Below are 24,655 nucleotides of genomic sequence, written 5' to 3' on the forward strand. Positions count from 1 at the left end.
GTTCCCGCCGCTCCACGGTCCCCCCTCGGTTCCCCCACCCCTAGGGTGTATCCAACCCCCCGCTTCTATTCACCCGTCCGGGCAGGCGCTCGGAGTGAACCGAGGGAGCGGAAGGGGGCGCGTTCACCACGCGATCTGTCCCGCTGATCACGACCCGCCTACCGTCGAACACAGGGCAGGGGTACAGCGGGGAGGTTCGACGATGGTGGGACGGGGCCCGCGGGCGGGCGGCGGCCGTCACACGCAGGAGGAGCGCGTCACCGCGGCCGACGCGCAGGTGCCGAGCGACGCGCCGGTGCCGGGTGACGAGGCTCTGGTGCGGATCCGCGATCTGGCCGGACGCCCGCGCGGCACCGGATTCGTCGCCGACCACCACGGCACGGTGATCACCAGCCACGAGGCCGTCGACGGACTGCCCCGGCTCGTCCTGCACGCCGCCGGCGACCGCAGCTGCCTGGTGACCGCCGACGCGGTGATCCCGCTGCCCGCCCTCGACCTGGCCCTCGTCCGCACCGAAGGACTCGGCGTCGACCCGCTCCCCGTCACCGTCCGGGACCGGGTCGGGACCGGCACCTATGTACGGATCGCCGCGGGCCGCTGGCGCGAGGCCCGCGTCCTGGGCGCGACCTCCGTCACGTACACGGCCACCGACCGCTTCCATCTCCTCGACGACGCCCTGGAGTTGGCGATCGGCACAGCAGGCCGGGACGCGCTGCGGCTGGGCGGCGGAGCGGCCGGCGGACCGGTCCTCGACACGGTGACCGGCGCGGTGGTCGCCGTCCTCGGCACAGCACTGCAGTCCGGCCAGCGGGACACGGGCTTCGCGGTACCCCTGCGCTCTACCGACGGCCCGCTGGCCGAACTCCTCGACCGCAACGCGGCGACCGTGCCCGCGTACGGCGCCGACCTCAATCTGGCGGGCGTGCTGGAACTGACGGCCACCTCGGTGGGCTCGGACGGACCACCGGGCACACTCGCGGGCTTCGTCGGCCCCGGCCGGGACCTCGACGGCTCATACACCCTGCAGCCGGTCGAACGCCCTTCGGTGGCAAGGGAGTTCGCCGCGTTCGCTTCGGGCCCGGCCGCCGTCCTCGGCCTCGTCGGCCCTCCGGGCAGCGGCCGTACGACGGAACTCGCGGCGTTCGCCGCGCGGCGCGGCGGAGGTGCGGAACCGGCGCCCACGCTGTGGTTGCGCGGCGCCGATCTGCGCGACTCCGACGCGTCCGTGGCGGACGCGGTACGGCGGACGGTGGAGCGGGCGGCCCGCATCCTGGCCGCGTCCGTCGCTCTGCCCGCCGGCCTCGGCGATGTCGGCCCCGAGCGGCTGGCGCGGGTCGCGGGTGACGCCGGGAGGCCGTTGTTGTTGCTGCTCGACGGGCCCGAGGAGATGCCGCCCGTGCTGGCCCACCGGCTGGACGCGTGGACCCGGGGGACGGAGGAGTGGCTGCGGGAGAGCGGGGCGCGGTTGGTGGTGGGGTGCAGGGCGGAGTACTGGGAAGGGGCGGGGTTTTCAAGGGAGTTGTTGTACCGCGGGGACGACTCGGAGAGTTGCGTGCGCCTCGGCGACCTGCGGGACGACGAAGCCCGTCGAGCCCGCGCAGCGTACGGCGTTCCGGAGGACGTCCTCGCCGATCCCGACGCCCGTCACCCCCTCACCCTCCGGCTGCTCTCCGAGGTGCTCGCCGCGCTGCCCGCAGCCCCCGCGGCCCGACTCCACCGCGACGACGTGTTCTCGGCCTACCTCGACCTCATGTGCCTCCGCATCGCCGTCCGGCTCGCCGCCGAGAACGGCCTGCGCGGCACCGCCGTACGACGGCTCGCCGCGAAGGTGTCCGGGCAGGTGCACGAAGCGGCGCGGCGCAGTCTCGGGCCGGGGCAGGGGGAGTTGGGCCGGGAGGCGTTCGAGGCGGTGTTCCCCTGGGGCCCCGCACCGGCGCGGCTCGGCGGCGGTACCGGGTGGGCGTCCGCCGTCCTCACCGAGGGGCTCCTCGTGCCGGCCGGCACCGGATACCGCTTCGCCCACGAGGAGTTGGCCGACTGGATCCAGGGCACGCACCTCGACCTCGACGAGGCCCTGCGTGCCCTGGTGCACCGCCCGCGTACCCGGACCGGGCATCCCCTCCCCGTTCCGCACCACCGCATCGGCCCGGTCGTACAGGCCCTGCTGCTCCTCGCCCGCGAGCACGGCACCGGTCAACTCGCCCTGAGAATGGAGGAGTTGGCGCAGGCTCTCGACGCCGACCCGCACTCCTGGTGGGCCGCGCGGCTGCTCGCCGAGGTGCTGGCACGGGTGCCCGACGTGACGCCGTACAGCGGTGTACTGCGGCTGCTCGCCGACCAGTTGGTGGCGCTACGGCAGCAACAGGACGACGTACCGGCGGAGTTCGCACCGGCCTTCTGGATCTCGCTGGCGCTGCCGCAGGCCGAGCGGTTCGAGTTGCTGCGGCGGCTGGTGCTCGCCGACGGTGCTCCGCTGGACGGCGGCGGGCCCCGATTCCTGGACGCCGCCGCCGAGTTGCTCGACGCCGACCCCACCGCCGTACAGCCGCTGCTGACGCGGTGGTTCGACGACGAGCGGCCGTTGCCCGCGACCCCGCACGCGACCGTGGCGACGGCCGCGCAGGCCCTGCTGCACACGCATCGGCGGCGGGCGCTGGACGATCTCACCGAGGTGCTGGTCGGCTGTGCGCACGGGCGGGCCGACGAACTCCTCGCCGTACTTGCCGAGGAGGAGCCCTCGGCCGTGTGCCGGGCCGTGGACCGGTGGGCGCACGACGAGCGGCCGGGCCGGCGGGTGGCGGCGGTGGCGTACGGACTGCGCGCCGCCCCGCACGTACGGACCGAGGCCGACCGTGAACTCCTGCGCTACGCCGCCCAGTTCCTCCTCGCCCGCCCCGCCGACCGCTCCCTGCACGGCGGCGCGCTCGCCCTCCTCGTCCGTGATCCGCACACCCGCGCCCGCCATCTCCCGCAGGCGCTGAGGCACTTCGCGTCCGGCGACCCGCAGTTCCCGCCGAGCGCGCTGGCCGCCGCCCTCACCACCCACTCCGACCCCGTCCTCGAAGCCTTCCGGGCCCGGCTGCACGGACCGGACGCGGGCGAGGCGGTCCGCACACTCGCCGACGTCACGACCCCCGCCCTCGCCCGCCGCGCCGCCGCCCTGGTGCGCGAGACCGTCGTACGGTGGCCGGAGACGGCCGCCCACCTCGGGGTCTACGTCGACCGGTGCCTCGACCACGGCCCCACCGCACGGACCGTCCTCCTCCCCCTGGTCACCGGCCTCCTCGACGGCGGCCCGGAACCGGTGCGGACGGTCCTCGCCACCGTGCTCGCCGCCCCCGGCACCCCCGCCTCCCGCCCGCTGCGCCGCGAACTCCTGGAGTTCCTGCTCGCGCACGAGCACGAACCCGCCGTCCTGGACGCGCTGCTGCACGCGGCGGCCGGGCGCGACGACGACGAACTCCGCGACCTCGTCCACCGGACCGGACGGCTGCTCGTCCGGACCCCCGCCGGCGCGACCCGTTTCGACCGCGGACTCGTCGACCTCGGCCGCCGTGTGCCGGGCTTCGCCGCCGTGATGGCCCGCTGGCTGGCGGACACCCCGGAGGACTGGGCCGCGGTGGTCGGACCGAGCACGCGACGCATGATCGAGAACCTGGCCGGGGTGGGGGTTCCCGCCTAGCCGCCCTCGTACGTGCGCCCGGTCACAGCCACCATGCCGATGCGGGCCGAAAGCCCCCGGCATGGCACCCTTAGACCTGCGTAAGAGGTCAACGACACAGGTCTACATCCGGACACGGGTTCGATGAGGAGCGGTCACAGTGCAGCGCTGGCGTGGCTTGGAGGACATCCCCGAGGACTGGGGGCGCAGCGTCGTCACCATCGGTTCTTATGACGGGGTCCACCGCGGGCACCAGCTGATCATCCGGCATGCCGTGGAACGCGCCCGTGAGCTGGGCGTTCCCTCCGTCGTCGTCACCTTCGACCCGCACCCCAGCGAGGTCGTGCGCCCCGGCAGCCACCCCCCGCTGCTCGCCCCGCACCACCGCCGTGCCGAACTGATGGCCGAGCTGGGTGTCGACGCGGCGCTGATCCTGCCGTTCACCAAAGAGTTCTCCAAGCTGTCCCCGGCCGACTTCGTGGTCAAGGTCCTGGTGGACAAGCTGCACGCGAAAGCGGTCGTCGAGGGCCCCAACTTCCGCTTCGGCCACAAGGCCGCGGGCAATGTGGCCTTTCTGATCGAGCAGGGCAGGACATACGACTTCGAGGTAGAGGTGGTGGATCTTTACGTGAGCGGTGCGGCGGGCGGTGGCGAGCCCTTCTCCTCCACACTGACCAGGCGGCTGGTCGCCGAGGGCGACGTCGAGGGCGCCCGCGAGATTCTCGGCCGCCCGCACCGGGTCGAGGGTGTCGTGGTGCGCGGCGCCCAGCGCGGTCGCGAAATGGGCTTCCCGACGGCCAACGTCGAGACCCTGCCCCACACGGCGATCCCGGCGGACGGCGTCTACGCCGGTTACCTCCACGTCGAGGGAGAGGCCATGCCGGCCGCGATCTCCGTCGGCACGAACCCGCAGTTCGACGGCACCGAGCGCACGGTGGAGGCGTACGCCATCGACCGCGTCGGCCTCGACCTCTACGGCCTCCATGTCGCCGTCGACTTCCTCGCGTTCGTGCGCGGGCAGGCGAAGTTCGAGTCGTTGGAGGGCCTGCTGGAGCAGATCGCGCAGGACGTGAAGCGCTGCCGGGAGCTGATCTCGGCGGACACGGACGACGACGGGGACGCCGGGTAGCGGTTCTCGGTTCTACGACGCCGAAGGGCGGCCGGTGCTTGTGGGCACCGGCCGCCCTTCGCGTTCGGCGGGTGGGTTATTGCTGCGGGGGTGCGGACGGCGGCGGAGGCGGAGCCTGACCGCCTTCCGGCTGGGCGTATCCGGGATGCTGCGGGTAGGGCTGGGCCTGCTGTCCCGGGTGCTGGGGGTAGGGCTGCTGGCCGTACAACTGCTGGCCCGGCTGCGGCGGCTGGTGCTGCGGTTGCTGGGGCTGTTGCGGGGGGTACGGGCCGGGAGCCGGCTGGCCCGGGTACGGCTGCTGCTGCGCCGGATAACCCTGCTGCGCGGGGTAACCCTGTGGTGCCGGGTAGCCCTGCTGGCCCGGCATCGGCGGGGCCAGTACCGGCGGGGGGTTGCCGTCGCTCGTCCACAGGCCGTGCATCTGCTGGTGGCGGACGAAGTCCTCGGCGACCAGGGACGCGAGGTGGAAGTACGACTCCCGGACCTTCGGCCGCATCATGTCGAGGTCGACCTCCGCACCGGCGGCGAGATGCTCGTCGAACGGCACCACCACGACTCCCCGGCAGCGCGTCTCGAAGTGGCTGACGATGTCCTCCACCTTGATCGTCTTGCCGGTCTCGCGCACCCCCGAGATGACGGTGAGCGAGCGCGAGACGAGGTCCGCGTACCCGTGCGCCGACAGCCAGTCCAGCGTCGTACTCGCACTGCTCGCACCGTCCACGGACGGCGTCGAGATGATGATGAGCTGGTCGGCGAGGTCCAGCACACCGCGCATGGCGCTGTAGAGCAGACCGGTACCGGAGTCGGTGAGGATGATCGGGTACTGCTTGCCCAGCACGTCGATCGCGCGCCGGTAGTCCTCGTCGTTGAACGTGGTCGAGACGGCCGGGTCGACGTCGTTGGCGATGATCTCCAGACCGGACGGCGCCTGGGACGTGAACCGGCGGATGTCCATGTACGAGTTGAGGTACGGGATCGCCTGGACCAGGTCGCGGATGGTGGCGCCGGTCTCGCGGCGCACACGGCGGCCGAGCGTGCCGGCGTCCGGGTTGGCGTCGATCGCGAGGATCTTGTCCTGGCGCTCGGTGGCGAGGGTGGAGCCGAGCGCGGTGGTGGTCGTGGTCTTGCCGACCCCGCCCTTGAGGCTGATGACCGCGATCCGGTAGCAGGACAGCACCGGCGTGCGGATCAGCTCCAACTTCCGCTGCCGCTCGGCCTCTTCCTTCTTGCCGCCCAGCTTGAACCGCGAGGAACCGGCACCCGGCCGGCCGCTCTTCGCCTTCTGCTTCTTGTTGCTGAGCAGCCGGTCCGACGACAGCTCCACGGCGGCGGTGTAACCCAGCGGCGCGGCACCGGGGTTGACCGGCTGCCGGTGGTCGTGCTGCATGGGCTGCGGCCAGGCGGCACCGGTGCGGGGGTCGATCGGGGGCGCGGAGGGAGCCTGGGGGTGGGACTGCGGCGGCAGCGGTTGCGCCTGCGGCTGCTGCTGTTGGGGTGCCTGCGGGGGCAGACCGGGGTGGCGCGGATCGCCGGCCGACTGTGGATTGTGTTGTGGGTTGTGGGGCGCGTGCGGGGGCTGCGCCGGGTCGGACCAGGACTCCGGGGCGAAGCCGGTGCGGGGTGCCTCCTGCGCGGGGGCTTGGGGGAAGCCGTAGCCACCCTGCTCACCGGGAGGCGGCGGGAAGCCGTAGCCGCCCTGCTGGTCCGGCGGGACGGGCCCGGGCCCGGCGTGCGGGGCGCCTTGCCGGTCCTGCGGTGCGGGCGGCGGGAAGCCGTAGCTGCCCTGTTGGTTCGGCGGGGTGCCCGGCTGGTTCTGCGGTGCCGGGGGCTGGGGGAATCCGTAGCCGCTCTGCGGCGGTCCCTGCGGAGCGGGGGCGTTCCACGCGGCCGGTGCGGGCTGGGGCGTCTGGGGTGCCTGCGGCTGCTGGAACGCGGGCTGCTGCTGGGGCGGCGCCGGCGGCTGAGGCGGCGCCGCGAAAGCCTGTTGCGGTACGGCCGGCTCGGGCGTCGCGGGATCCACGGCCGGGGGCTGCTGAGCGTGAGCCTGGGGCTGTGCCGGCCACTGGTCGGCCGGGGCCGGAGCGGCGGGCTGGTAGGACGGCGGCAGGGGCGGGACCTCGCTCTGCGGGGCCGGTGGGCGAGACCAGGCGGGCGGAAGATCCGGTACGTCGCTGGTGGCACCCTTGGCCGGATCGGCGGCCGGGGCGGCAGCGGGCTGCGGGGAGTCGGCCTCGGGAGTGGAGGCCGGGGCGTCGGTGTCGCTCGGCTCGGCGGCGGTGGCGGTGGCGGATGTGGAGGTGTCGTCGGCGCTTTCGTCCTCGGCGTCGGCCAAGTTCGCGCTCTCCGGGTCGGCGACCGCGTCGTCCGCCTCCTGAGTGCTCACTTCGGCGGCGTCGGGGCCCTCGGTGTCACCGTTCGCCGGTTCGCCGTCGGCCGGAAGCACCCCGCCGGGCACCTCACCCTCGGAAGCCTCGAACTCCTCGTCCCCGGCGCCTGATTCCGCGTCGCGGGCATTGCCCACAGAGCCCTCGGCCGGAGCAGGAGCAGGAGCCGCAGGTACCGGGGCCTCCGCGCCGGTCGGTCCCGGCGTAGGTCCCGGCGTGGGGTCGGTCACCCCACCCCGCTCCGTGACCTCACGCTTCAGCGAGGCGGCCGAGATCCGCATGGTCGCGCCGCTCACGAGGTCGCCGTGGTCCGCGTCCTCGTCGTCCTCGTCGGAGACCAGGGCCGCGGCTGTCCAGGCGGACGGGAAACCGGAGTTGCTCGGCAGCGCCGGTGTCGAGAACGGGAGGCCGACCGGCGACGGCGGGGGCGGCGTCGCCGTACCGTTCGCCGGAGTCGGAGCCGTGGGCGTCGAAGGTGGCGAGGACGGCGTGGGTGTCGGCGAGGACTGCGCGGGCGTGCCCGACGAGTTCTGCGTGTACCAGGCCGGCGGGGCGTAGTCGATCGTGAACTCGCCCGTCATCTCGATGGCGGACTCGTCATCGGGCTGGTCATCGCCGGGCGTGGCCCAGCCCCCGCGGATCCCGTCCCGATCGCTGCTCACAATTCCTCCTGGTGTGGTCGAGCACCCTCATGCCGTGCTGGGGAGACCGTTCTTGACATCCGAACGTCCGATGCGCCGGGTCGTCCCCCTGAGCCCCTGCCCTGGGCGACGCACCACCCGCTCGCGGATACTCGTGACGTGCCCTGTCCCAGCCTAATCACCAAAACCGTGGACTCGGCAGGCCCGCCCACCCCTTCGTGCACACCCACACGACCGAGACCGGCGATAGCAGACCAAATCCCCCTGGAATTCGACCAAACCCGACAGCTCGGGCACTTCAATCCACCGGATCCACTTCACCGGCGGTCCGTCCGTCCGCCGTCAGTCCATACGGCGGGCCGCGCCCAGCAGCCCCACCTCGGCGTCCGTCGGCTGGGTCATCACATACTGCCGGTCCCGCTCCGTGCACCACAGCGTGACGCCTTCGGGCAGCGTCGGCAGTGACTCCAGGTCGGCGCGCGGCAGACCGATCACGCGCCCGATCTCGGCCGCCTCGTCCGGCGACACCCGCTGCACGCCCACCAGCCGCGCCTGCCGCATCAACCGGGGCGCGACCGGGCTGAGATACGGCAGCAGGGTCAGCACGGACTGCCAGGGCGCCGAGGTCACCCGCCCGCGCGGCGGACGCATACCGCAGTCCCGCACCACCAGCACGGGCGTACCGGCGGAGGCGCCCTGCGGGGGGACGCGGCCGACGTCGTACACCGCGAGGCCGTTCTGTCCGCCGCCCATCGCGTGCACCATCTGCATCCAGGCCTGCGGCCGTCCCGTCTCGACGGCGACGCGCGCGCCCGTGGCCGCGGCGCGCAGCGCCAGCACCTGGGCCGTCCACAGGCCGCTGATGAGCAGGATGTCGTACGGCGTCGGGCGGTTGACCCCGAGTACGGCCGGCCGGCCCTCGGGGTCGATGCCCACCACCACGCCGTCGTCCCCGATGGGCAGCGACAGCGCCTCCACCTGGTCGACGGGCAGTGCGTGACGCGGATGGCGGGGGCCGAGCAGTCCGAACCCGGTGCGCAGCCGCGAGGCGATACCGGTGGTCCCGGGCTCTGTGGTCGTCATGGTCATCAGCGGGCACCTCCGAGGGGCAACGTGGCGAGGACGCCGGGGAGTTGTTCGCGGTCGAGGCGGGCCAGGCCGGTGCGTGCCTGCCGGGCCGCCTGCTCCAACTCGCGCCGGGCGTCGGTCAGTTCCTGGTTGCTGCGGCCGGTGATCCGCAGGTGTCCGGTGAGTGCCACGTCCTGCCGCTCGCCGCGGGCCAGGGTCAGGCTGAAGGTCGTCGCCAGCGCGGGCACCGCCGTCAGTCGGGCCACGAGCTGTGCCAACGACGTGCCGGACTCGCCCAGTTGGGGCCAGCGGCGCACCCAGTACGTGGTGTGCCGGCGGTTGTCGCAGCGCCAACTGCGGCTGGACTCCTCGGTCCGCCGCTGCGGTGCCTCGCTCCGCCCGGCCTGCGCGGTCACCATCGGGTTGGCGCACGCGGAGGTGGCGATCGCTGCCGTCAGCTCCTCCTCGGTGAGGACGTTGGCGCGCAGACCGGCACCGGACAGCCGGCTCGACAGATGCTCGGCCGACCGCACCAGGCACTTCTGCGCCCCGACCAGTCCGCCCCCGCGCGCGGCCACCGCCTCGGGGCACAGCTCGGGGTCGAGCTTCAACGCGATCCAGGTGATCCGGACGGCGGGGGAGCCCGTCTGGGCCTGCAGCGGCGCGTAGTTGCTCACCACGACCGACTGCTGCGGCAGATGCAGCGCGGGCGCGGGCTGGGTGTGCACCACGATCTGCGCCGATTCGAGGCGGATGCCGTCGACTTCGAGGGTGTCCCGGACCAGCCCCACGGGCAGCGGTCTGCGTCCGCGCTCGGCACGCAACGCGCCCGCGTCCGACTCCACTTGGAGCACCGCGGTGAGGAAGTCGCCGTCGCCGATCATCCCGACCGGCCGCTGGTCGCGGTCGTCACCGCGGTGGTAGCTGTACGTCCGCAGGCTCGGGTCGCACTCCACGGCGGGCGCGAGACCGGCGTCCGTCCCCGACGGCACCGGGGTGTTCGCGGCTCGCCGGGTCCGGGCTCGGAGCGCGAGCAGTGTGCCGAGCCACTCCGGCAGGGAGCGACCCCGGCGTCGTACGACAGCGAGGACGACGAGCAGCGCGGCGAGGGCGAGCGCGGGCACGAGCGCCATCGGACCGACGAGCCAGCCGACCACCACGAGCGCGGCGGCGAGCTCCAGCAGCACCAGCCGCTGGGTCGTGAACGAACCCCCGCGCCCCGAACGCGACTTCAGATGAGGCGTGAAGGAACCGCGGTACGGACCCGAAACGCTCACGTGATCCGAGCCGGATCCTGATTGCGATCGCGACCGGTTCCGCGCTGCGGAAGCCATCACTTCAAAACCCCCGAACTCTCCCGAAATTCCCTGCGCTCTGGTCCCGTCAGGGCCCGAGCACCCTACCCGTGACACAAGCACACCCACGCAACAGGCATAGTAGGGGGCGGGTCTGACACCAGAGGTATCAGAGGCAATCGGGGGCAGGGGCCGTATCTCCACAGGTCCTCCACGGCTCCGCACGGGGAGAGAGCGGACACAGATGGCATCACGGCGCGACGAACTCAACGCCTACACCTTCGCGAAGCGCCGCACGCTCGCGTCCTTCCTGCAGCCGTCCCCGACGGGCTCGGAAGAAGGCGCGCCGAAACCACTGGGCGCACTGGTGCCCGGCGTCGTCGTCGGAGTGGTGATCCTCGCGGTGTTCGGCGGTATCGGCATGTTCAAGCCGACGGCGCCGCAGGGCTGGGCCGACGTCGAGTCGCACGTCATCGTCGCGAGCAAGTCGACCACCCGGTACGTGGTGCTGACCACCGGCAAGAACAAGCAGAAGCAGCTGCACCCGGTCCTCAACATGGCCTCCGCGAAACTCCTCCTGGATCCGAACAAGTCCAGCGTCATCACCGTCGACGAGAACGTCCTCGACAACGGCAGGCTCCCGCACGGCGCCACCATCGGCATCCCCTACGCCCCCGACCGCCTTCCCTCCTCCGGCGAGGCCGAGGCGGCCAAGCGCTGGGCCGTGTGCGAGCGCCCCAGCGCCGGCGGACGCGCCATCCAGAAGGCGACGTTCGTCCTCGCGAAGAAGGAGTGGCCGAAGACGGAGGGCACCGGCAAGCTCTCCGGCGGCGACCTGATGTACGTCGTGGCTCCGGACGGCAGGACGCAGTACGTGGTCGACGCGCACGGCACCGCCTACGAGATCGCCGACCCCTCGGACACCGAACTCCTCAAGGCCCTCGACACCCGCAGCCGCGCCCCGCAACGCGTCTCCCAGGAATGGCTCGACACCCTCCACAAGGGTGACGAGATCTCCATCCCGAAGATCACCGGCGGCACCCCGGGCACGAAGGCAAACGCCTCCTCCCTCCTGGGGGACTACGACAAGGTCGGCGAGGTCATCAAGGCCTACGCCGGCCAGGTCATGCAGTACTACGTGGTGCTGCCCGGCAAGGTGGCCCGGATCTCCGAGTTCACCGCCACGCTCCTGCTCAACAGCGGAGACCTGGTCGACGTGGGGCAGGCGGGCGAGGCCCGGCAGGTCAGCCCCGGCGCGGTCGCCGACAGCACCGCCTTCGACGCGGACAAGAACTGGCCGACTTACAAACCGAAGACGGTCAACGACGGCACCAGCGCCACCAGCGGTCCCAACACCGTCTGCAACGTGCTGCGTTCGGTCGGCGCCGACAACAGGACGACGCTCTCCACCTGGGTCGGCACCGACTATCCGGCGCAGCTGCCCACCGGCTCCTCCAGCGCGTACGTCACCGCCGGTTCCGGCCAGCTCTTCCGCCAGGTCAAGGGCACCGAGGCGAAGGCGGGCCCGGTCTTCCTGGTCACCGACACGGGCCTGCGCTACGCCCTGCAGTCCAACAGCGACAGCGCCACCGACGACAGCGGCATCGGCACCACCGCCGCGCAGCGCAAGCAGGAACTGAGCGAGGCCGAGATCGCGCAGACCCGCCTCGGCTACGAGAAGGTCACCCCCACCCCCGTCCCCGCCGAGTGGTCGACGTTCCTGCCGATGGGCCCCCGCCTGTCGGAGGCGGCGGCACGGCAGCCGCAGGGTTCGTAGGCACGACGGGGGAAGGGTTCGGAAGGGTTCAACTCATGCTGATCGCGCGGATGTTGAAGGCAACGGTGGCGGCCTCGATGGTGGCCGTACCCCTGTCGATGTCGCCGTTGTCGGTGACTCCGGTGTGGGCGGACGACGGCCAGTGCACATTCCCGTCGAAGGACTACACGGGCCGCCCGTGGGCCCTGCAGCGCGTCAATCTCGACGAGTTGTGGGCGGAGTCCACCGGCAAGGGCGTCAAGGTGGCCGTGATCGACACGGGCGTCGACGTCAAGAACAAGCAGCTGAAGTCGGCCGTCGACGCGTCCAAGGGCGAGAACCTGCTGCCCCCCAAGAACTCCAAGGGCGAGGCGATCGACCGCGGCAACAGCCAGGGCACCACCGACACGGTCGGCCACGGCACCCGGGTGGCCGGCATCATCGCGGCCCGCCCCGCCAAGGGCACCGGCTTCGTGGGCCTGGCCCCCGACGCGACGATCATCCCGATCAAGCAGAACGACGCGGAGGGCGACGGCACGGCCGCCACCCTCGCGACGGCGATCCGCGACGCGGTGGCCAAGGGCGCCGGCGTCATCAACATCTCCCAGGACACGGCGAACGCCGTGGCCCCCGACGACCGGCTCCGCCAGGCCGTGGACGACGCCCTCGGCAAGGGCGTCGTGGTCGTCGCCTCGGCCGGCAACGACGGCCTCGGCGGCAACGTCAAGGTCACCTACCCGGCCTCCTACGACGGCGTCCTCGCCGTCGCGGCCTCCGACCGCAACAACGAACGCGCCTCCTTCTCCCAGTCCGGCGAGTTCGTCGGCGTGGCCGCGCCCGGCGTCGACATGATCTCCACGGTGCCGGGCGGCGGCCACTGCTCCGACAACGGTACGAGTTTCTCGGCGCCCTATGTCGCGGGCGTGGCAGCCCTGTTGAAGGCCAAGTACCCGCACTGGACGGCACGGCAGATCGTCGCCCAGATCGAACAGACCGCGGAACGCTCGATCTCCGGCCGAGACCGCCTGGTCGGCTGGGGCGTCGTCGACCCGGTCAAGGCCCTCACGGACGTGGACCCCGAACACCCCGTCGAATCCCCGGCCCCCGAGGGCGGAGTCTCCAAGGCCGAGGCTCCGTCGGTGACCCCGCTGCGCTTCGGCGAGACGGCGGACGAACGGAACACGCGGCTCGGGACGTACGTGGTCGTGGGGGGCCTGCTGGCGGTGGCGGGGCTTGGGGGGACTGCGGTGGCGGTGCGGGATGCTCGGAGGCGGCGGGGGCGGGTTGCTGGTGGTGGCGGGGCGGGGGGTTGATGGACACGCTCAACAAGATGAACGTCGCCGTCCTCGTCCTCGCGGCCGTCCTCGTGGCCATGGCCTGCGTGAAGGCCGACCGGATTCGCGCCTGGCGGGCGGGCATCAACCCCTCGGCCCCCGAAGTCCCCGACGGCAGCTTCGTCCTGGCCCGTGTCGTCCTCCTCACCATGGCGGGCTTCGGCGTCTACACGGCGATACAGGGCTTCGGTGTCTCCGACGACCTGTCGTGGAGCGGGGGCGAGTTGACCAGCGCGGTGCGGGGAGCGACGGACGACCTGAACGGTTTTCCGTACCAGGTCGACCAGTCGGACACCCCTCTCTACTTCGACGACTTCGCGTCCCTGATCGAGGACAAGGCCACCGAGAACGGCGGCAGCGACGCCCCGAAAACGGGAGTGACCGCAGACCCCTCCGACACTGACACACCCGCCGAAGCCCACCTCACGATCACGGCGACCGGCACGGACAAGACCTTCTGCGCTCACGTGCTCCGCACTCGCTCGAAGAAGGACGACTACATTCCGCCCGGCGCCGCGGGCGGCGACGGGACGTTGGTCTTCTCGGGTTACCGGTTGAAGGTGACTTCGCGGGAGGGGGCGTGCTGATGTCCCCTGCCGGTCCTCATTTCATGTCACATTCCGAGGCGAGGGCTTCAGCCCGGGCATGCGCCGGACTTGGCGACGGCTCCGGTCTTCGAACAGACCAACTGCCCGTTGTCAGCGCTCGCTTCGTTCGGATCGACTGCAAGCGCGGACGTGGCCACGTCCCTGGCGGAAACATCGGCCGCTCGTTTCTCCACGCTGATCTTCTGCCCGGGCGGCAGTACGGGTTCCAGCGCGGCGACTGCAAGGAATTCCTCAGGACGGTGGAGCCGGCGGACGAGACTCCCGCCTAGCATCGGATTGGTCAGGTGGTTGCCCATACCTGTGCGGGAATCCGGTCGAGCACATCGCACAGGTAGTCCAGTCGCTCTTCGACGTCCTGCGGGGACAGCGTGCCTGTGTACCACGTGAACAGTTCGTCATCGCGTAGCCGAAGTGGGGACTTCTGGGCGCGCGGGTCCGAGAGCAGGAAGGCCTGCAGGGGATCGCTCAGGATGCCATGAGGGAAATCCTCGCTGTCGGTGACGATCCGGAAATTCTCGTCGAATTCCGGTGCACCCAGCAGCATTCTGGGTCGACGGCCGAGCACCCCATCCAGTTTGCTCGGCCGACCGATCTACAGGAACGGTCCGGAACTGGGCGCCGAGACCAGGAAAATCGACTCGATCGTCAGCTTCTTGGACTCCCGACGCCGCTGCTGCCCGACAGGGGATTGGAGTAGCGGTACTCGAAGCACATGAACGAACGGCCGCGGAACTCTCCGGTGACGTAGTGCCAGGAGCTCAGATTGGAGCCGCTGCCGGGCATGGGCCCCACACCGCAGTACTCGGTGGCCCGCCCTCGCGCACGTTGTTCGTACGTCCACCCGCGCTCCGCGGCGACCCGCGAGAGGTCCGCCCACCCCTGCCTGATCCGCTTGTCCTCCTTGCCACTGCGCACGAACGCCCGGATGACGAGGGTGAACATCCCCACCACGAAAGCGAAGAGGAACACCTTCAGCAGAATCCCTACCGCCGTCTCCATGCCTCCAGATTATTGCGGACGCCGAGTGGGGTCGGGAGTTGCCCCCTGACACTCCATGGCCAACCTGGCGTACCGCTGGGCACATTGGCCGGCGAACCGGACTCGGACCACGCAGGCTGTCTGTCATGTGTGGTCGGTGCGCGACCGCGTAGACAATGCCCGCGGTCTCACCGGTGAGTTCCCGTTTCTTCGCTGTGTGTCGATGCCGGAACCTTGGATGGAAGTGCCGCCTGCGAAGCGCAGTCGAGTTGCTTCGCCATGGCTCCAGAGAGGGAGTTGAGTACGGTCATCAAGTCTCGGCCGGTTGCTTTTGCGGAGATCTGGCCCGGCGTGCTGGTGAGACTTGCCCTGATGTAAGGAGTGGCGTCGCTTGCCTTCGCGGGATCTTGGGTAGGACATTTGAAGTAGAGCAGCGCGCTGCTGGTGCCGCCGGTCTGGGCATAGACGCCGATGGAGTAGAAGGTATTCTCGGATTCCCCACTCGAGCCTGAAGTATTCGTTTTCGAGGCATACTTGGAAGCCGAGAAATCAATGTCGATCAGTGGGTGGCCGCTCTTGTCCCCAGCCTTGAAGACGACGCATTGATTGCGCTGTGTTTGGTCTTTGTGGACGGTGCTCGCGGAGTATTTCAGGGAGAACTTGTTGGGCTTCCCAGAGTCGTCGCTACCCGGCATTTCTGCGAACTTCGTCGTGTCGCCTATGCGTTGTAGAGCTTTGGCCGCCGATGTATCGAAAGCGGAAGCACAGACCTGGGAGGCGGTCAGTTCGACCTCATCGGTACCTTTGTCCCCTCCGTCACATGCGGAGATCCCGAGGGCCACCACAATGGCGCCCAGCACCGAACGCGATACGGTGCGTGCGCGCGTCCTGTCTTGCATCGGTTCGCGTGTCTGTCGTCGCACAGGTCAGTCCTTGTATGGAGCTCGGCCACGGTAGTCGTTCTCGGCTGATCCGGTCCCGTAGTACGCGCTGTTGATGTCTTGGTCCCAGTTCTGGTTGTCGGTTATGTCTTTTGCTTTGGGGTTGTCGTCAATGTATGAGCCGTACGCGCTTCCCAGCTCGTTGATGCCCTTTCCGTAAAATGCGCTGCTCGTCAGCTGGGACCGTTCCGCAGGATCCTGTTCGGCATCGTCCACCCCTTTGTCGATCTGCTGGCCGATGAAGGTGTTGATCGCTTCACCGACGGTGTCGGCGGCAATGGGCGCGATGACCACGGCTGCAGCGGTTGTCCCGGGGAGCGGGATGGCGCCGATGCCGACCCCGACGGTTGTCCCGACCCCGAGTTTGATCCAGTCGGAAGATCGCCCCAGAGACTTGTTGGCCTCGTCAGAGGCCTCTCCATAGTCCGTTGAGGCCTGCTCCACACGGGAGTTGTCGAGGATGCCCCGGGCCTGAGCCCCTGCCATCAGCGCATCATGCGCGTGACCGATATTGGCGTCAGTGGTCGGCGGATACTTGTCGAGAGCGCTGAGTGTGTAGAGGTGCTGTGCTGCGGTGACGGCGCGGTGCGAGTTCTCGTCCTGGCCGAGCACACTCAGGAAATTGATTGCGCCTTCGTTGGTGAAGTTCGCGCGGCCTTGGTAGGCGGCGGGGAAGGAACCCTCGTCCAACTGGTGCCCCCCGACGCCGGACAGGTTGTAGTCGATGTCGTCGATGTAGGCGCCGGCCATCTTGCCCAGGCTGTCCGCCAACTCTGGCTGGCCATGCAGCAGTTTGGGACCACCCTCGCCGCCGTAGAGGTACGCGACCTCCTCCATTACGGCTGCGGTGGCGGGAGTGCGGTGATCACCGCCGGCCTTGATGTCCGCGGCGCTCGCGTCGAAGGAGTACCCGGTCGTGGCGGCTTCCAGGGCGTGGCCGAGGGAGTCGCGTCCGGCAACGTATCCGTCTTTGCCTTCCAGCGTTACATCGGAAGCCCAGACCCGTTCTTGGGTGAGGTACTTGAGGTGCTCGTTGACTTCCGAACCTTCGTTGACCACGTCCCTGTTGATGGCGTCGTCCGTGACATCAGGCCGGGCGAAGAACTGCTCCGACGCTCCCGGATTGTGTCCCAGAGCCTCCAGGAAACCGGTCACCGGATCGCGTCCGCGGTCGTTCTTGTAGCCCCAGTAGTTGAGGTCTCCCTGGTTGGCGTTGTTGACCCAGAGGCTGATGCCTTCGCCGTTGACCTGTTTGTCATAGGCGAGGAGCTTGTCGCCGTAGTCGTTGAGGAACTGGTCGTCGTAGTCGCCGAAGCGCATGAGATTGCTCATGACGGCATAGCCGGTCGGATTGCTCGCGTCGTCGATGCCGAGCTGGTCCGGGCCGAGCTTGGTCATCTGGCTCTCCCAGCTCTGCATCTTGTCGCTGTCGGAGAGGGTGGCGCGGCCGATGGTGATGCCCAGGTTCTTCTGGAGCTGCTTGGCCTGCTCGCCGCGTGCGGGGTCGTACCCGCCCTGGTAGGGGTCGGCGACGCCGGCATAGAAGGTGAGGAGCTTCTTGGGGCCCACCTGCTCGGCGAACTCCTCGGCGAAGAGAGGGTCGTTCTTGTACTTGACCAGGGTGGCGTTGAGGCTCGCGAGTTCCGTGTTCGTCACGTCGTGGGGGTTCTTGGCGAGGATCTTGGCCATCGCGTCGGCGTCGGCGATGGCCTTGGCCGCGGCGTCCCGGTTCTCGTAACTGGCGTCGGAGAAGCCGTACTTGGCTTGATCGACGATGAGGCGCAGCGCCTTGGCCGCGGTGGAGTCGCTCTCGGCGGCCTTGGTGAGGATGCGTTGGATCTCGTCGCGCAGGGCGTCGACTTCGTGCTGGTCGACGGCGTCGGACCGGCCGCTGGGATCGGAAGCCCAGTCGGGGCGGGTGGTCCGGGTGACGACGAAAGTGCCTTGGCCGGTGTCCAGTACCGTCAGGCTCTTCTTCTGACCGCCCGCGACGGCTTCGTTCAACTGGTCGCGGTAGCCGACGAGTTCGCCCCGGGTGTCACTGAGGATGTTGGCGACGGTGTCCGCCTGGGTGTGGGCGTCCGCGAACTCCCCTGCCGTCTTGTCGATGAACTCACGGGTGACAGTGGCGTTGACGCCGGCCCAATCCGCCTTGTCGGCCTTGCCCTTGAGGTTCCTGTCGGCGTCGGTGGCGAGCGTCTTGAGCTTCTTCGTCATGTTCTGCCAGTCGGTGATCGCCTCGTCGAGCTGGTGGAAGTTGCCGTAGCGGAGCGCGTCGAGATCCATCGGGTTCAGCTGCCCTTTCGCTCGTCGAAGCCCTGGTCGAGCGTGGCGATGCTGCTGAGCGTGCCCGCGATGTACGCCTCGTCGCCCGCGTGAGCGCCCTTGGTGTAGTCGAGGTGGTTGGAGATGTGGGCCGTCGCGTCGAGGAGTGACTGGACCTGGTCCACCCAGTGCTCGGCGACGTGATCCAGCGCCGAACCGATCTCGTATCCCTCGCTCTTGAGGCCGTCGCCGGCCTTGATGGAACTCATACGAGCGAGGTCGCTGTCGTGCTGGAAGGCTTGGTGCAACTCGTATGCCGCGTCGCCGACCGCGGCGAGGTCGCTCTGGCTGACCCGCAGGTCACCCTGCGGATTGCCGCCGCCGGGATCGGCGGGGATCGAGTTGAGTTGCATGTGCGTGGAGCTCTGTTGGCGCGCAAGGGCGTCGCCTTTGAGCTGCTCCCATTCGTCCCAGCCCATGGGCCGCCTCCCCCGTCTTCCCAGCCTTCGGTGCGTCCGTCGCGCGGACGACGCTGTCTCGCCGTGGCACGCCCGGTCAAATTAGCAACCCGTGCCGAGGAAAATTCGGGTCACGTCCGAAGTGCGTGGATTGTCGATCGTGAATCTTCGAACACGATGTGAGCCTGCGGCCGGTCGGCGGGTGGGGCGGTTTCAGCCGTGCTCGCCCGCCGGGAGGTCGAGGTGGCCGAAAACTCGGTGGTGCCGGCGTGTGGCGCTGCCGAGCGCCCCTGGTCGACACCAATGCGCCCGAAGTGGCGCGCTGGAGTTGTCCCGATGCGGCGTGACCGGTCGCGTGTGGGAATTCCATGAAGATCGCAACGAGGGCCCGGCCGACGGTATCCGGCATGGTCGTGCGGGCTTGGGCCGTCGGCGGAGTGACGGTGTCGCAGATGCTTGATCCATGAGCAGTAAGGTGACAAAACCGGCAGCCCGCGGCGTCTGATCCGGTCCCGTAACTGAGTTAACACACAGGCCGGTTGGCCTCGATGTACAGGTTGACTAGAGTGGTAAACGCGTTGTCAGGAGTGGCTCGCTTTGCGATCGTAGGGTGAGCGGTTGATCGTCCTCGGTCCGGCTGTGACCGATGGGCGTACGGGGAAACGGGGAGGAGCGTCGTGCTTCCGGCAGACATGGTGGGGGACGTGTCGGCTACCAGGGCGAAGGACCTGGAGGCGAGTAGCGAAGCGCTGACCGACTTCGTGAGCCGCGTGGACAAGGTCCTGCGTGATCTTGAGAGTTCGGCAGGGAATCCGAAACGGGTGGGTGCGCAGACGGTCAGCGCGGGGTCGCTCCACAGGGGTGGGCGAGGCGCTTTCCACGAGGCGGACGGCCTTTACGACGAGTACCACGCGGTCCACGACAAGCTCACCGCCCTGTCCAAGACACTGCACTTGCAGATCGAGGCGATTGGTATCGCCGTGCAGGGTGCCAGGGGCACTTTCGACGGGGTGGAAGAAGATCAGCGTCGGCGGTTCTGGGAGATCCAGACGGAGATCACGAGGATCAACGGTGCCTCGGGTCCCGAGCGCACCAACACCGCCAACTCCGGCATGAGCGGGTGACGATGACTGACGACCAGCACAAGGCAGACCTGAACCGGGTCTCCAGCCAGAATCAGTTCACCGACCTGGCTCGGGGTGTCGAGGAGCGACCGAGAGAGAGCGGCCTCCTGGCCGGCATCTTCTACAACCCTCTGCGCGCGGTGGTCGAGAGCACGTCGGAGGGTGAGGCCATCCATGACTCCGTGCACGGACCGTCCGGCGACCGTCGTACGAACTTCGAGAGCCGCCCGCTCAACGAGATGATCGACCTCGTGGAGCGGACGAACCCGGAGGACCTGGAGTCCTCCGGCAAGGCTTTGTGGGACGCGCGTGACGCGATCAAGACGGCGGCCGACGAGCTCAGCGGTCACATCGACAGGGTCCAGTGGGCCGGGAAGTCGGGCGAGGCGTTTCGTAAGTGGGGGAGTGAGCTCGTCACCCAGACGCACAGCCTGAGCAGTTTCGCCGGGGGCGCGGGGGATCAGATCACCGCTGCCGCGATGGGGCTGGCGTCCGTGCGCAGTGCCATGCCCCCTCGCGATACACAGGTGGAGCGGAAACACCCCACGAAGTTCACGGCGGCCGAGAAGGTCGCGAACAAGGACGAGTACACGGCGGCCGTACGCGTGGAGAAGGATCGCCAAGAGGCGATCAACCAGATGAACCGGCTGTCGTCGTACTACGTGGTGTCCAAGGACGAGCTGGCGGCGCTGAACAGTACGGCGCCTCAGTTCACGGCCATGCCGGATGTGGGTGTGCCGCGGGCTCAGAAGAACGAGCGGGGGGATTATCAGCGGATCACATCCCCGAATACGGAAGTGACCGGTGCGTCGCGTGTTGCGGATCACCACGCTACGGTCGCGTCATCCACGGGCAGTACCGGCAAACATGATGTCCCAAGTGACGTCACGCCGCCCGCGCAGCACACCACCGATCATGTGACTCCTCCTGGTGTGCCGACACACACGAACATCGACAGTGTTGGCACACTTCCGTCCGCCACCACGGTGCCCACCACGGTTCACAATCCGCCGGTCACGGGTACCCCTGCCCCGGGGGGAGGCCAGGCCAACGGGTTCGAGAGCGGCTTCGGGACTCCCCTCACCAATGGTCCCGTGAGTAGAGGCGCCGGCGGCTTCCGGACCACCTTCTCCGCGCAAGGGCGAAGTGGTACGTCTGGTCTGGGCAATTCGGGCGCAGAGCGGTCTGCGGGCCGCGGGCCCACGAGTCAGATGGGCCGCGCGACGGAGACCGGCCGGTCCCTCGCCAAGGGCACCGCTTCAGGAGCGAAGCCGTCGCCGATGGGGCGAGGTGTCACCGGTGGTGTCCCGCGATCAGGCGCTACGGCGACCCCCCGGGGCAGCGCCGGCCCGGCCACCGGCGCCGGACGTTCGAACGGGGTCGTGGGCGGGCGGCCCACGTCCTCCACGGGCAACCAGGGGAAGGGCGGGGCGAGGATTCCGCGTGGCAATGTCATCGGTGGCGAGGAGGCGGCCGGTTCCCGGTCCACGGGCGGTCGGCCCGGGCAGCGCGGGGTCTTCGGAGCGCCCGAGGCCGCGGCAAGGCCGGGTCCGAGCTCACCGGGGGCGCGTGGTGGTACGGGCACTCCGGAGAGTGTCACGGCCACGCCCGCCCAACGTAAATCCCTTGCCCAGGCCGAACGCAACGGCATGACGCGCGGCGGCTCCGGCCTCGTACGCGGACCTGCTAACCACCAAGGGAAGCGCGGCGACAGGGACCGCACGGACGGAACTCGGCCCGCTGACCACCTCGTTGAGAACGAAGAAGAAACCCACCTCCCCACCCCGCCGCGGCGTGATGTGCCGCCGGCCGTCAACTGAGCGCGAGCGAGGACAGTCAACGCCATGAAGTCAGGGACCAGCCGACGAGCCCAGAGGGCTGCGCTCCTCAGGACGCGCCGTGCCAGACGAGTGCGTGCCGTGAGCGCGGTGGTTGGCGCCCTGGCCGTAGTCGGCATGGGGTTCGCCCCCAATGCCGCTGCCGACGATGTCCAGTCGAAGCAGTGGTACCTGGACCAGATGAAGGCCGAGGAGATGTGGAAGGTCAGCACGGGTAAGGGCGTCAAGGTCGCTGTCATCGACACCGGGGTGAACCCCAACACGCCGTCCTTGAAGGGGCAGGTGCTGGTGGACGATGTGCCCAAGGCGGTCTCGTACCACTCCACCGTCGACTTCGACGGCCATGGCACGTCCATGGCTGAGCTGATCGCGGGTACCGGGGCGGAAGGTAGCCTAAAGGGGCTGGCGCCGGGTGCGAAGATCGTCCCGTATCGCGTTGACCTCAAAGGCCTGAAGGTCGGTTCGGCGGAGCAGAAGAAGACGCCCGAGCCCTGGCAGGCGATCAGGGCCGCAGCGGACACCGATGCAAAGATCATCAGCATGTCGATCGGGGGGTACGTCAGCCCCGACGAGGAGGAAGCGGTCAAGTACGCCGCTTCAAAGGGCAAGCTGATGATCGCCGCCGTAGGCAACTCGGGTACCGGGAAGGGCGATGGCAATGTGGACTATCCCGCCGCCTATCCCTATGTGGTGGGCATCGCGGCGGTCGACTCGTCGTTCACCGTCACGAAGTTCTCCTCGTACGGAAACTACGTCGACCTCGTAGCACCCGGCACAGGTATTCCTGGATGGTGCGACACCAAGTTCCACGCGTATTGCGATACGGGTGGCACGAGCCAGGCCACCGCCATCGCCTCCGCCTCCGCCGCCCTCATCTGGTCCGCCCACCCCGACTGGACGGTCAACCAGGTCACCCGCTCCCTGATCGACACGGCGAGTCGGACGTGGCCGGAGAATGACCCGAGCAAGTACGCCGGTTACGGGTTCGTCCGTCCTCGCGTGGTGTTGGAGAACGCCAAGTACGACGCCGGCGCCCCCGACGTCGACCCGCTCGCGAAGGAGAACGGCGGCAACCTGCTGGCCAGGTCGGCGGGTTCCTCCTCGACCGCATCGACTCCCTCCGCGTCGGCCACGTCAAAGACTCCGGACAAGGGTTCTGCCGGCGGTACCTCGGCGGCAGGATCAAGCGCTGAGTCGTCCAACGACAGCAACACGCTCTGGATCGCGCTCGGCGGTGCTGCCGCCGTGCTCGTCATCGGCGGCGCGGGCGTGGCCGTAGCGCGTGCGCGGCGTGCCAGGTGACCGGGATTTCCAGCCAGACCGCGCATCAGTCAACAAAAGAAGGGTGAGCTGACCATGTCCAACAAGCAGAAGCTCGAAGATGCCGCAGTAGTCGATATTCAGAAGCAGATGCTCGACAAGTACGACGGCATCGCCAAGCGCGTGCATGGGCTTCAGGGTGTGATCGACGGGCTTGAGGGCCAGTGGCACGGTATTGGGCGTGCCGCGTTCGACAAGAAGCAGTACGAGATCAATGAGTCGCTGCAGAAGATCGGCACCATCCTCGGTGACGTCATCGAGGCGATGACCGCGACGCGCAACATCAAGGACAGCAAGGAAGACGAGGTCCGCGCGGCGGTCAACAAGATCGATCTCCAGGACGGCGCACCGACCGTGCCCACGTCCTCGCTGAGCTCCTACTGAGCCACCCGGCAGCACCCTGCAGCACCGGGCACGACGCAGCACGACGTACGACCACGCCCACCAGCCCCACCCGAACGAGACGAGGTAGACACGCATGAGCCGTAACTCCGACGGCCTTTCCGTCACTTATGACGGGCTGGACTTCGCGGCCACCAAGATCGGCAACGAGGCGAAGCAGCTGGAGCAGGATCTTCAGGAGCTTCGTGCGCTGGTCGTGAAGAGCCTGCAGTACTGGGAAGGTGACGCGCAGAACACCTTCAACGAGAAGCTGCACAGGTGGGACAAGGAAGCCAACGACATCCACACCGCGCTGACCGGCATCGGCCACGTCGTGTACACGTCGGGCGGTACCTACATGGAGGGCGACAAGAAGGCCGCCAGCTACTTCCAGTAGGACGGCTCGCAGAGGTACGTAGAGTACGGAGAAGCAACTCAGGGTGGGCGCGCGCGGGAGGCGCCCACCCTGTTGCCGTACCCGGCCTCCGCGCGAGAGGGTGAGCTCGCCGATGCTGGAGGGGCCGGAGGGATCGGAGGGGCCGGAGGGAGGGGAGCGCACCGGACATGTCTATGGCTACGACGCGGCGGATCGGTCCCTACACGGTCGTCACCCGGCTCGACGGCAACGTCCCCGCCCACACCTCCACGGCCGCCCAACTCCCCATCCCCGAGCGCCGTTTCATCGCCCGCAGCCCCGACGGTGACCGCACCGTCCTGCTGAGTGCGCCCCTGCCGAAGGCCGACCCGGGGCGATTCATGGCGGAGGCCGACACCTCGCGGTATCTGCTCGGGCCCTGGGTGCTGCCGGCCGCCGAACTCGCCGCCCCGGGCGGTGAAGCGTGGCACGCCCGGCCCTATGTGCCCGCGCTGCCGCTCCCGACCGCCCTCGCGGTGAACGGCGGTCCGCTGCCCGAGCGGACCGTGCTCGGGCTCGCCGTAGCGCTGGCCGAGGCGCTCGCCGTGCTGCACGGGCAGGAGTTGGCGCATGCGGGGGTGTGTCCGGCGGCTGTGCTGCTCGCCGCCGACGGGCCTCGGCTCGGTTGTTTCGGGGCGGTGCGGGCCGCCGTGCCGGACGGTGTGCCGCGGTGGGGAGCGCCGGGGCTGGACGCAGGGAGTCTTCCGCCGGAGCAGGCGGCCGGTGGGCAGCCGCGTCCGTTGGGTGACGTATACGCGCTGGGTGCGACGCTCGCGTATGCCGCCACGGGTCATACGGCGCCGGAGCGGGGGGAGTTGCCCGCCGTGCTGCGCTCGCTGGTGACGCGGTGTCTGGCGCGTGATCCGGCCCATCGGCCTCAACTCTCTGACATTATCGGGGAGCTGGCGCCCGACTCCCGAACTGCCGTTCCCGCAGGGGGTGGTTGGCTCGGCGTCGGCTGGTTGCCCGCCCGGATCGTCGCGGCCGTCGCTCATCAGTCGGCCTCCGTGCTGGCCGCCGAGGTGCAGTTGTCCCAGTAGGCGCGGCCGGGAGTGAGTG

The 24,655-nt window shown here is 69.4% G+C and carries 20 protein-coding genes; 11 read left to right on the forward strand and 9 right to left on the reverse strand.

The features are described from left to right. Window positions 1-202: 202 nt before the first annotated feature. Together OC490_RS19420 and OC490_RS19425 are read left to right on the forward strand one after the other, a co-directional pair. Window positions 203-3,682: a trypsin-like peptidase domain-containing protein gene (locus OC490_RS19420; RefSeq protein WP_262059209.1), complete on the forward strand. Its 3,480-nt coding sequence runs from the start codon at window positions 203-205 to the stop codon at window positions 3,680-3,682. Between the two features lie 139 nt (window positions 3,683-3,821). Next, window positions 3,822-4,790, forward strand: a complete 969-nt coding sequence (locus OC490_RS19425; RefSeq protein WP_262059210.1) for a bifunctional riboflavin kinase/FAD synthetase — start codon at window positions 3,822-3,824, stop codon at window positions 4,788-4,790. Window positions 4,791-4,866: 76 nt separating this feature from the next. On the opposite strand, the gene OC490_RS19430 is transcribed toward OC490_RS19425, so the two are convergent. The 3 genes from OC490_RS19430 to eccE form a co-directional block, all read right to left on the reverse strand. Next, the gene (locus OC490_RS19430; protein WP_262059211.1) at window positions 4,867-7,836 is read right to left on the reverse strand and encodes an SCO5717 family growth-regulating ATPase; all 2,970 of its coding nucleotides are present in this window, start codon (window positions 7,834-7,836) and stop codon (window positions 4,867-4,869) included. 321 nt (window positions 7,837-8,157) lie between these two features. Continuing rightward, window positions 8,158-8,904, reverse strand: coding sequence for a hypothetical protein (locus tag OC490_RS19435; protein WP_262059212.1), 747 nt, complete (start codon window positions 8,902-8,904; stop codon window positions 8,158-8,160). Further along, a complete protein-coding gene (eccE, locus tag OC490_RS19440; RefSeq protein WP_262059213.1) occupies window positions 8,904-10,217 on the reverse strand; it encodes a type VII secretion protein EccE in 1,314 nt (437 codons plus the stop codon). The genes OC490_RS19435 and eccE overlap by 1 nt, the downstream gene beginning before the upstream one ends. A 205-nt stretch (window positions 10,218-10,422) precedes the next feature. Between eccE and eccB the strand changes: the two genes are divergently transcribed. From eccB to OC490_RS19455, 3 genes are read left to right on the forward strand one after another with little or no spacing between them, the layout of a single operon-like run. Further along, window positions 10,423-11,955, forward strand: a complete 1,533-nt coding sequence (eccB, locus tag OC490_RS19445; protein ID WP_262059214.1) for a type VII secretion protein EccB — start codon at window positions 10,423-10,425, stop codon at window positions 11,953-11,955. A 35-nt stretch (window positions 11,956-11,990) separates the two neighbouring features. Beyond that, a complete protein-coding gene (gene mycP, locus OC490_RS19450; protein WP_262059215.1) occupies window positions 11,991-13,247 on the forward strand; it encodes a type VII secretion-associated serine protease mycosin in 1,257 nt (418 codons plus the stop codon). Then, on the forward strand, window positions 13,247-13,855 hold the full coding sequence (locus OC490_RS19455; protein ID WP_262059216.1) for a hypothetical protein: 609 nt from the start codon (window positions 13,247-13,249) through the stop codon (window positions 13,853-13,855). Before mycP ends, OC490_RS19455 begins: the two co-directional genes overlap by 1 nt. 47 nt (window positions 13,856-13,902) lie before the next feature. On the opposite strand, the gene OC490_RS19460 is transcribed toward OC490_RS19455, so the two are convergent. The 6 genes from OC490_RS19460 to OC490_RS19485 form a co-directional block, all read right to left on the reverse strand. Beyond that, window positions 13,903-14,172: a hypothetical protein gene (locus tag OC490_RS19460; RefSeq protein ID WP_262059217.1), complete on the reverse strand. Its 270-nt coding sequence runs from the start codon at window positions 14,170-14,172 to the stop codon at window positions 13,903-13,905. After that, a complete protein-coding gene (locus tag OC490_RS19465) occupies window positions 14,157-14,441 on the reverse strand; it encodes a hypothetical protein (RefSeq protein WP_262059218.1) in 285 nt (94 codons plus the stop codon). The genes OC490_RS19460 and OC490_RS19465 overlap by 16 nt, the downstream gene beginning before the upstream one ends. Window positions 14,442-14,521: 80 nt before the next feature. Beyond that, a complete protein-coding gene (locus OC490_RS19470; RefSeq protein WP_262059219.1) occupies window positions 14,522-14,875 on the reverse strand; it encodes a hypothetical protein in 354 nt (117 codons plus the stop codon). Between the two features lie 167 nt (window positions 14,876-15,042). Beyond that, on the reverse strand, window positions 15,043-15,777 hold the full coding sequence (locus tag OC490_RS19475; RefSeq protein ID WP_262059220.1) for a hypothetical protein: 735 nt from the start codon (window positions 15,775-15,777) through the stop codon (window positions 15,043-15,045). A gap of 3 nt (window positions 15,778-15,780) precedes the next feature. Continuing rightward, entirely contained in the window at window positions 15,781-18,081 is a 2,301-nt protein-coding gene (locus OC490_RS19480; RefSeq protein ID WP_262059221.1) for a DUF6571 family protein, read from the reverse strand. 5 nt (window positions 18,082-18,086) lie between these two features. Then, a complete protein-coding gene (locus tag OC490_RS19485; RefSeq protein WP_262059222.1) occupies window positions 18,087-18,539 on the reverse strand; it encodes a hypothetical protein in 453 nt (150 codons plus the stop codon). 656 nt (window positions 18,540-19,195) lie between these two features. Between OC490_RS19485 and OC490_RS19490 the strand changes: the two genes are divergently transcribed. From OC490_RS19490 to OC490_RS19515, 6 genes are all read left to right on the forward strand, one after another. Beyond that, entirely contained in the window at window positions 19,196-19,642 is a 447-nt protein-coding gene (locus OC490_RS19490; protein WP_262059223.1) for a hypothetical protein, read from the forward strand. 2 nt (window positions 19,643-19,644) lie between these two features. Next, a complete protein-coding gene (locus OC490_RS19495; RefSeq protein ID WP_262059224.1) occupies window positions 19,645-21,462 on the forward strand; it encodes a hypothetical protein in 1,818 nt (605 codons plus the stop codon). A 90-nt stretch (window positions 21,463-21,552) separates the two neighbouring features. Beyond that, on the forward strand, window positions 21,553-22,782 hold the full coding sequence (locus OC490_RS19500) for a S8 family serine peptidase (protein ID WP_315986685.1): 1,230 nt from the start codon (window positions 21,553-21,555) through the stop codon (window positions 22,780-22,782). 54 nt (window positions 22,783-22,836) lie between these two features. Next, complete coding sequence (locus OC490_RS19505) at window positions 22,837-23,184, forward strand: WXG100 family type VII secretion target (RefSeq protein ID WP_200683897.1); 348 nt, start codon at window positions 22,837-22,839, stop codon at window positions 23,182-23,184. Between the two features lie 94 nt (window positions 23,185-23,278). Beyond that, window positions 23,279-23,578 (forward strand): WXG100 family type VII secretion target, encoded by a 300-nt coding sequence (locus OC490_RS19510; protein WP_043683472.1) that lies wholly within the window; start codon window positions 23,279-23,281, stop codon window positions 23,576-23,578. 173 nt (window positions 23,579-23,751) lie between these two features. After that, entirely contained in the window at window positions 23,752-24,636 is an 885-nt protein-coding gene (locus tag OC490_RS19515) for a serine/threonine protein kinase (RefSeq protein WP_262059255.1), read from the forward strand. Window positions 24,637-24,655 lie beyond the last annotated feature (19 nt).

This window comes from Streptomyces sp. STR69 (assembly GCF_024519455.1).
In the GTDB taxonomy this organism is placed as follows: Bacteria; Actinomycetota; Actinomycetes; order Streptomycetales; family Streptomycetaceae; genus Streptomyces.

Coding starts and splice junctions, on each gene's coding strand:
- OC490_RS19510 (WP_043683472.1), top strand. CDS start 23,279: ATGAGCCGTAACTCCGACGGCCTTTCCGTCACTTATGACGGGCTGGAC.
- eccE (WP_262059213.1), bottom strand. CDS start 10,217: ATGGCTTCCGCAGCGCGGAACCGGTCGCGATCGCAATCAGGATCCGGC.
- OC490_RS19505 (WP_200683897.1), top strand. CDS start 22,837: ATGTCCAACAAGCAGAAGCTCGAAGATGCCGCAGTAGTCGATATTCAG.
- OC490_RS19455 (WP_262059216.1), top strand. CDS start 13,247: ATGGACACGCTCAACAAGATGAACGTCGCCGTCCTCGTCCTCGCGGCC.
- mycP (WP_262059215.1), top strand. CDS start 11,991: ATGCTGATCGCGCGGATGTTGAAGGCAACGGTGGCGGCCTCGATGGTG.
- OC490_RS19420 (WP_262059209.1), top strand. CDS start 203: ATGGTGGGACGGGGCCCGCGGGCGGGCGGCGGCCGTCACACGCAGGAG.
- OC490_RS19515 (WP_262059255.1), top strand. CDS start 23,752: ATGGCTACGACGCGGCGGATCGGTCCCTACACGGTCGTCACCCGGCTC.
- OC490_RS19485 (WP_262059222.1), bottom strand. CDS start 18,539: ATGGGCTGGGACGAATGGGAGCAGCTCAAAGGCGACGCCCTTGCGCGC.
- OC490_RS19460 (WP_262059217.1), bottom strand. CDS start 14,172: ATGGGCAACCACCTGACCAATCCGATGCTAGGCGGGAGTCTCGTCCGC.
- OC490_RS19480 (WP_262059221.1), bottom strand. CDS start 18,081: ATGGATCTCGACGCGCTCCGCTACGGCAACTTCCACCAGCTCGACGAG.
- OC490_RS19435 (WP_262059212.1), bottom strand. CDS start 8,904: ATGACCATGACGACCACAGAGCCCGGGACCACCGGTATCGCCTCGCGG.
- eccB (WP_262059214.1), top strand. CDS start 10,423: ATGGCATCACGGCGCGACGAACTCAACGCCTACACCTTCGCGAAGCGC.
- OC490_RS19495 (WP_262059224.1), top strand. CDS start 19,645: ATGACTGACGACCAGCACAAGGCAGACCTGAACCGGGTCTCCAGCCAG.
- OC490_RS19470 (WP_262059219.1), bottom strand. CDS start 14,875: ATGGAGACGGCGGTAGGGATTCTGCTGAAGGTGTTCCTCTTCGCTTTC.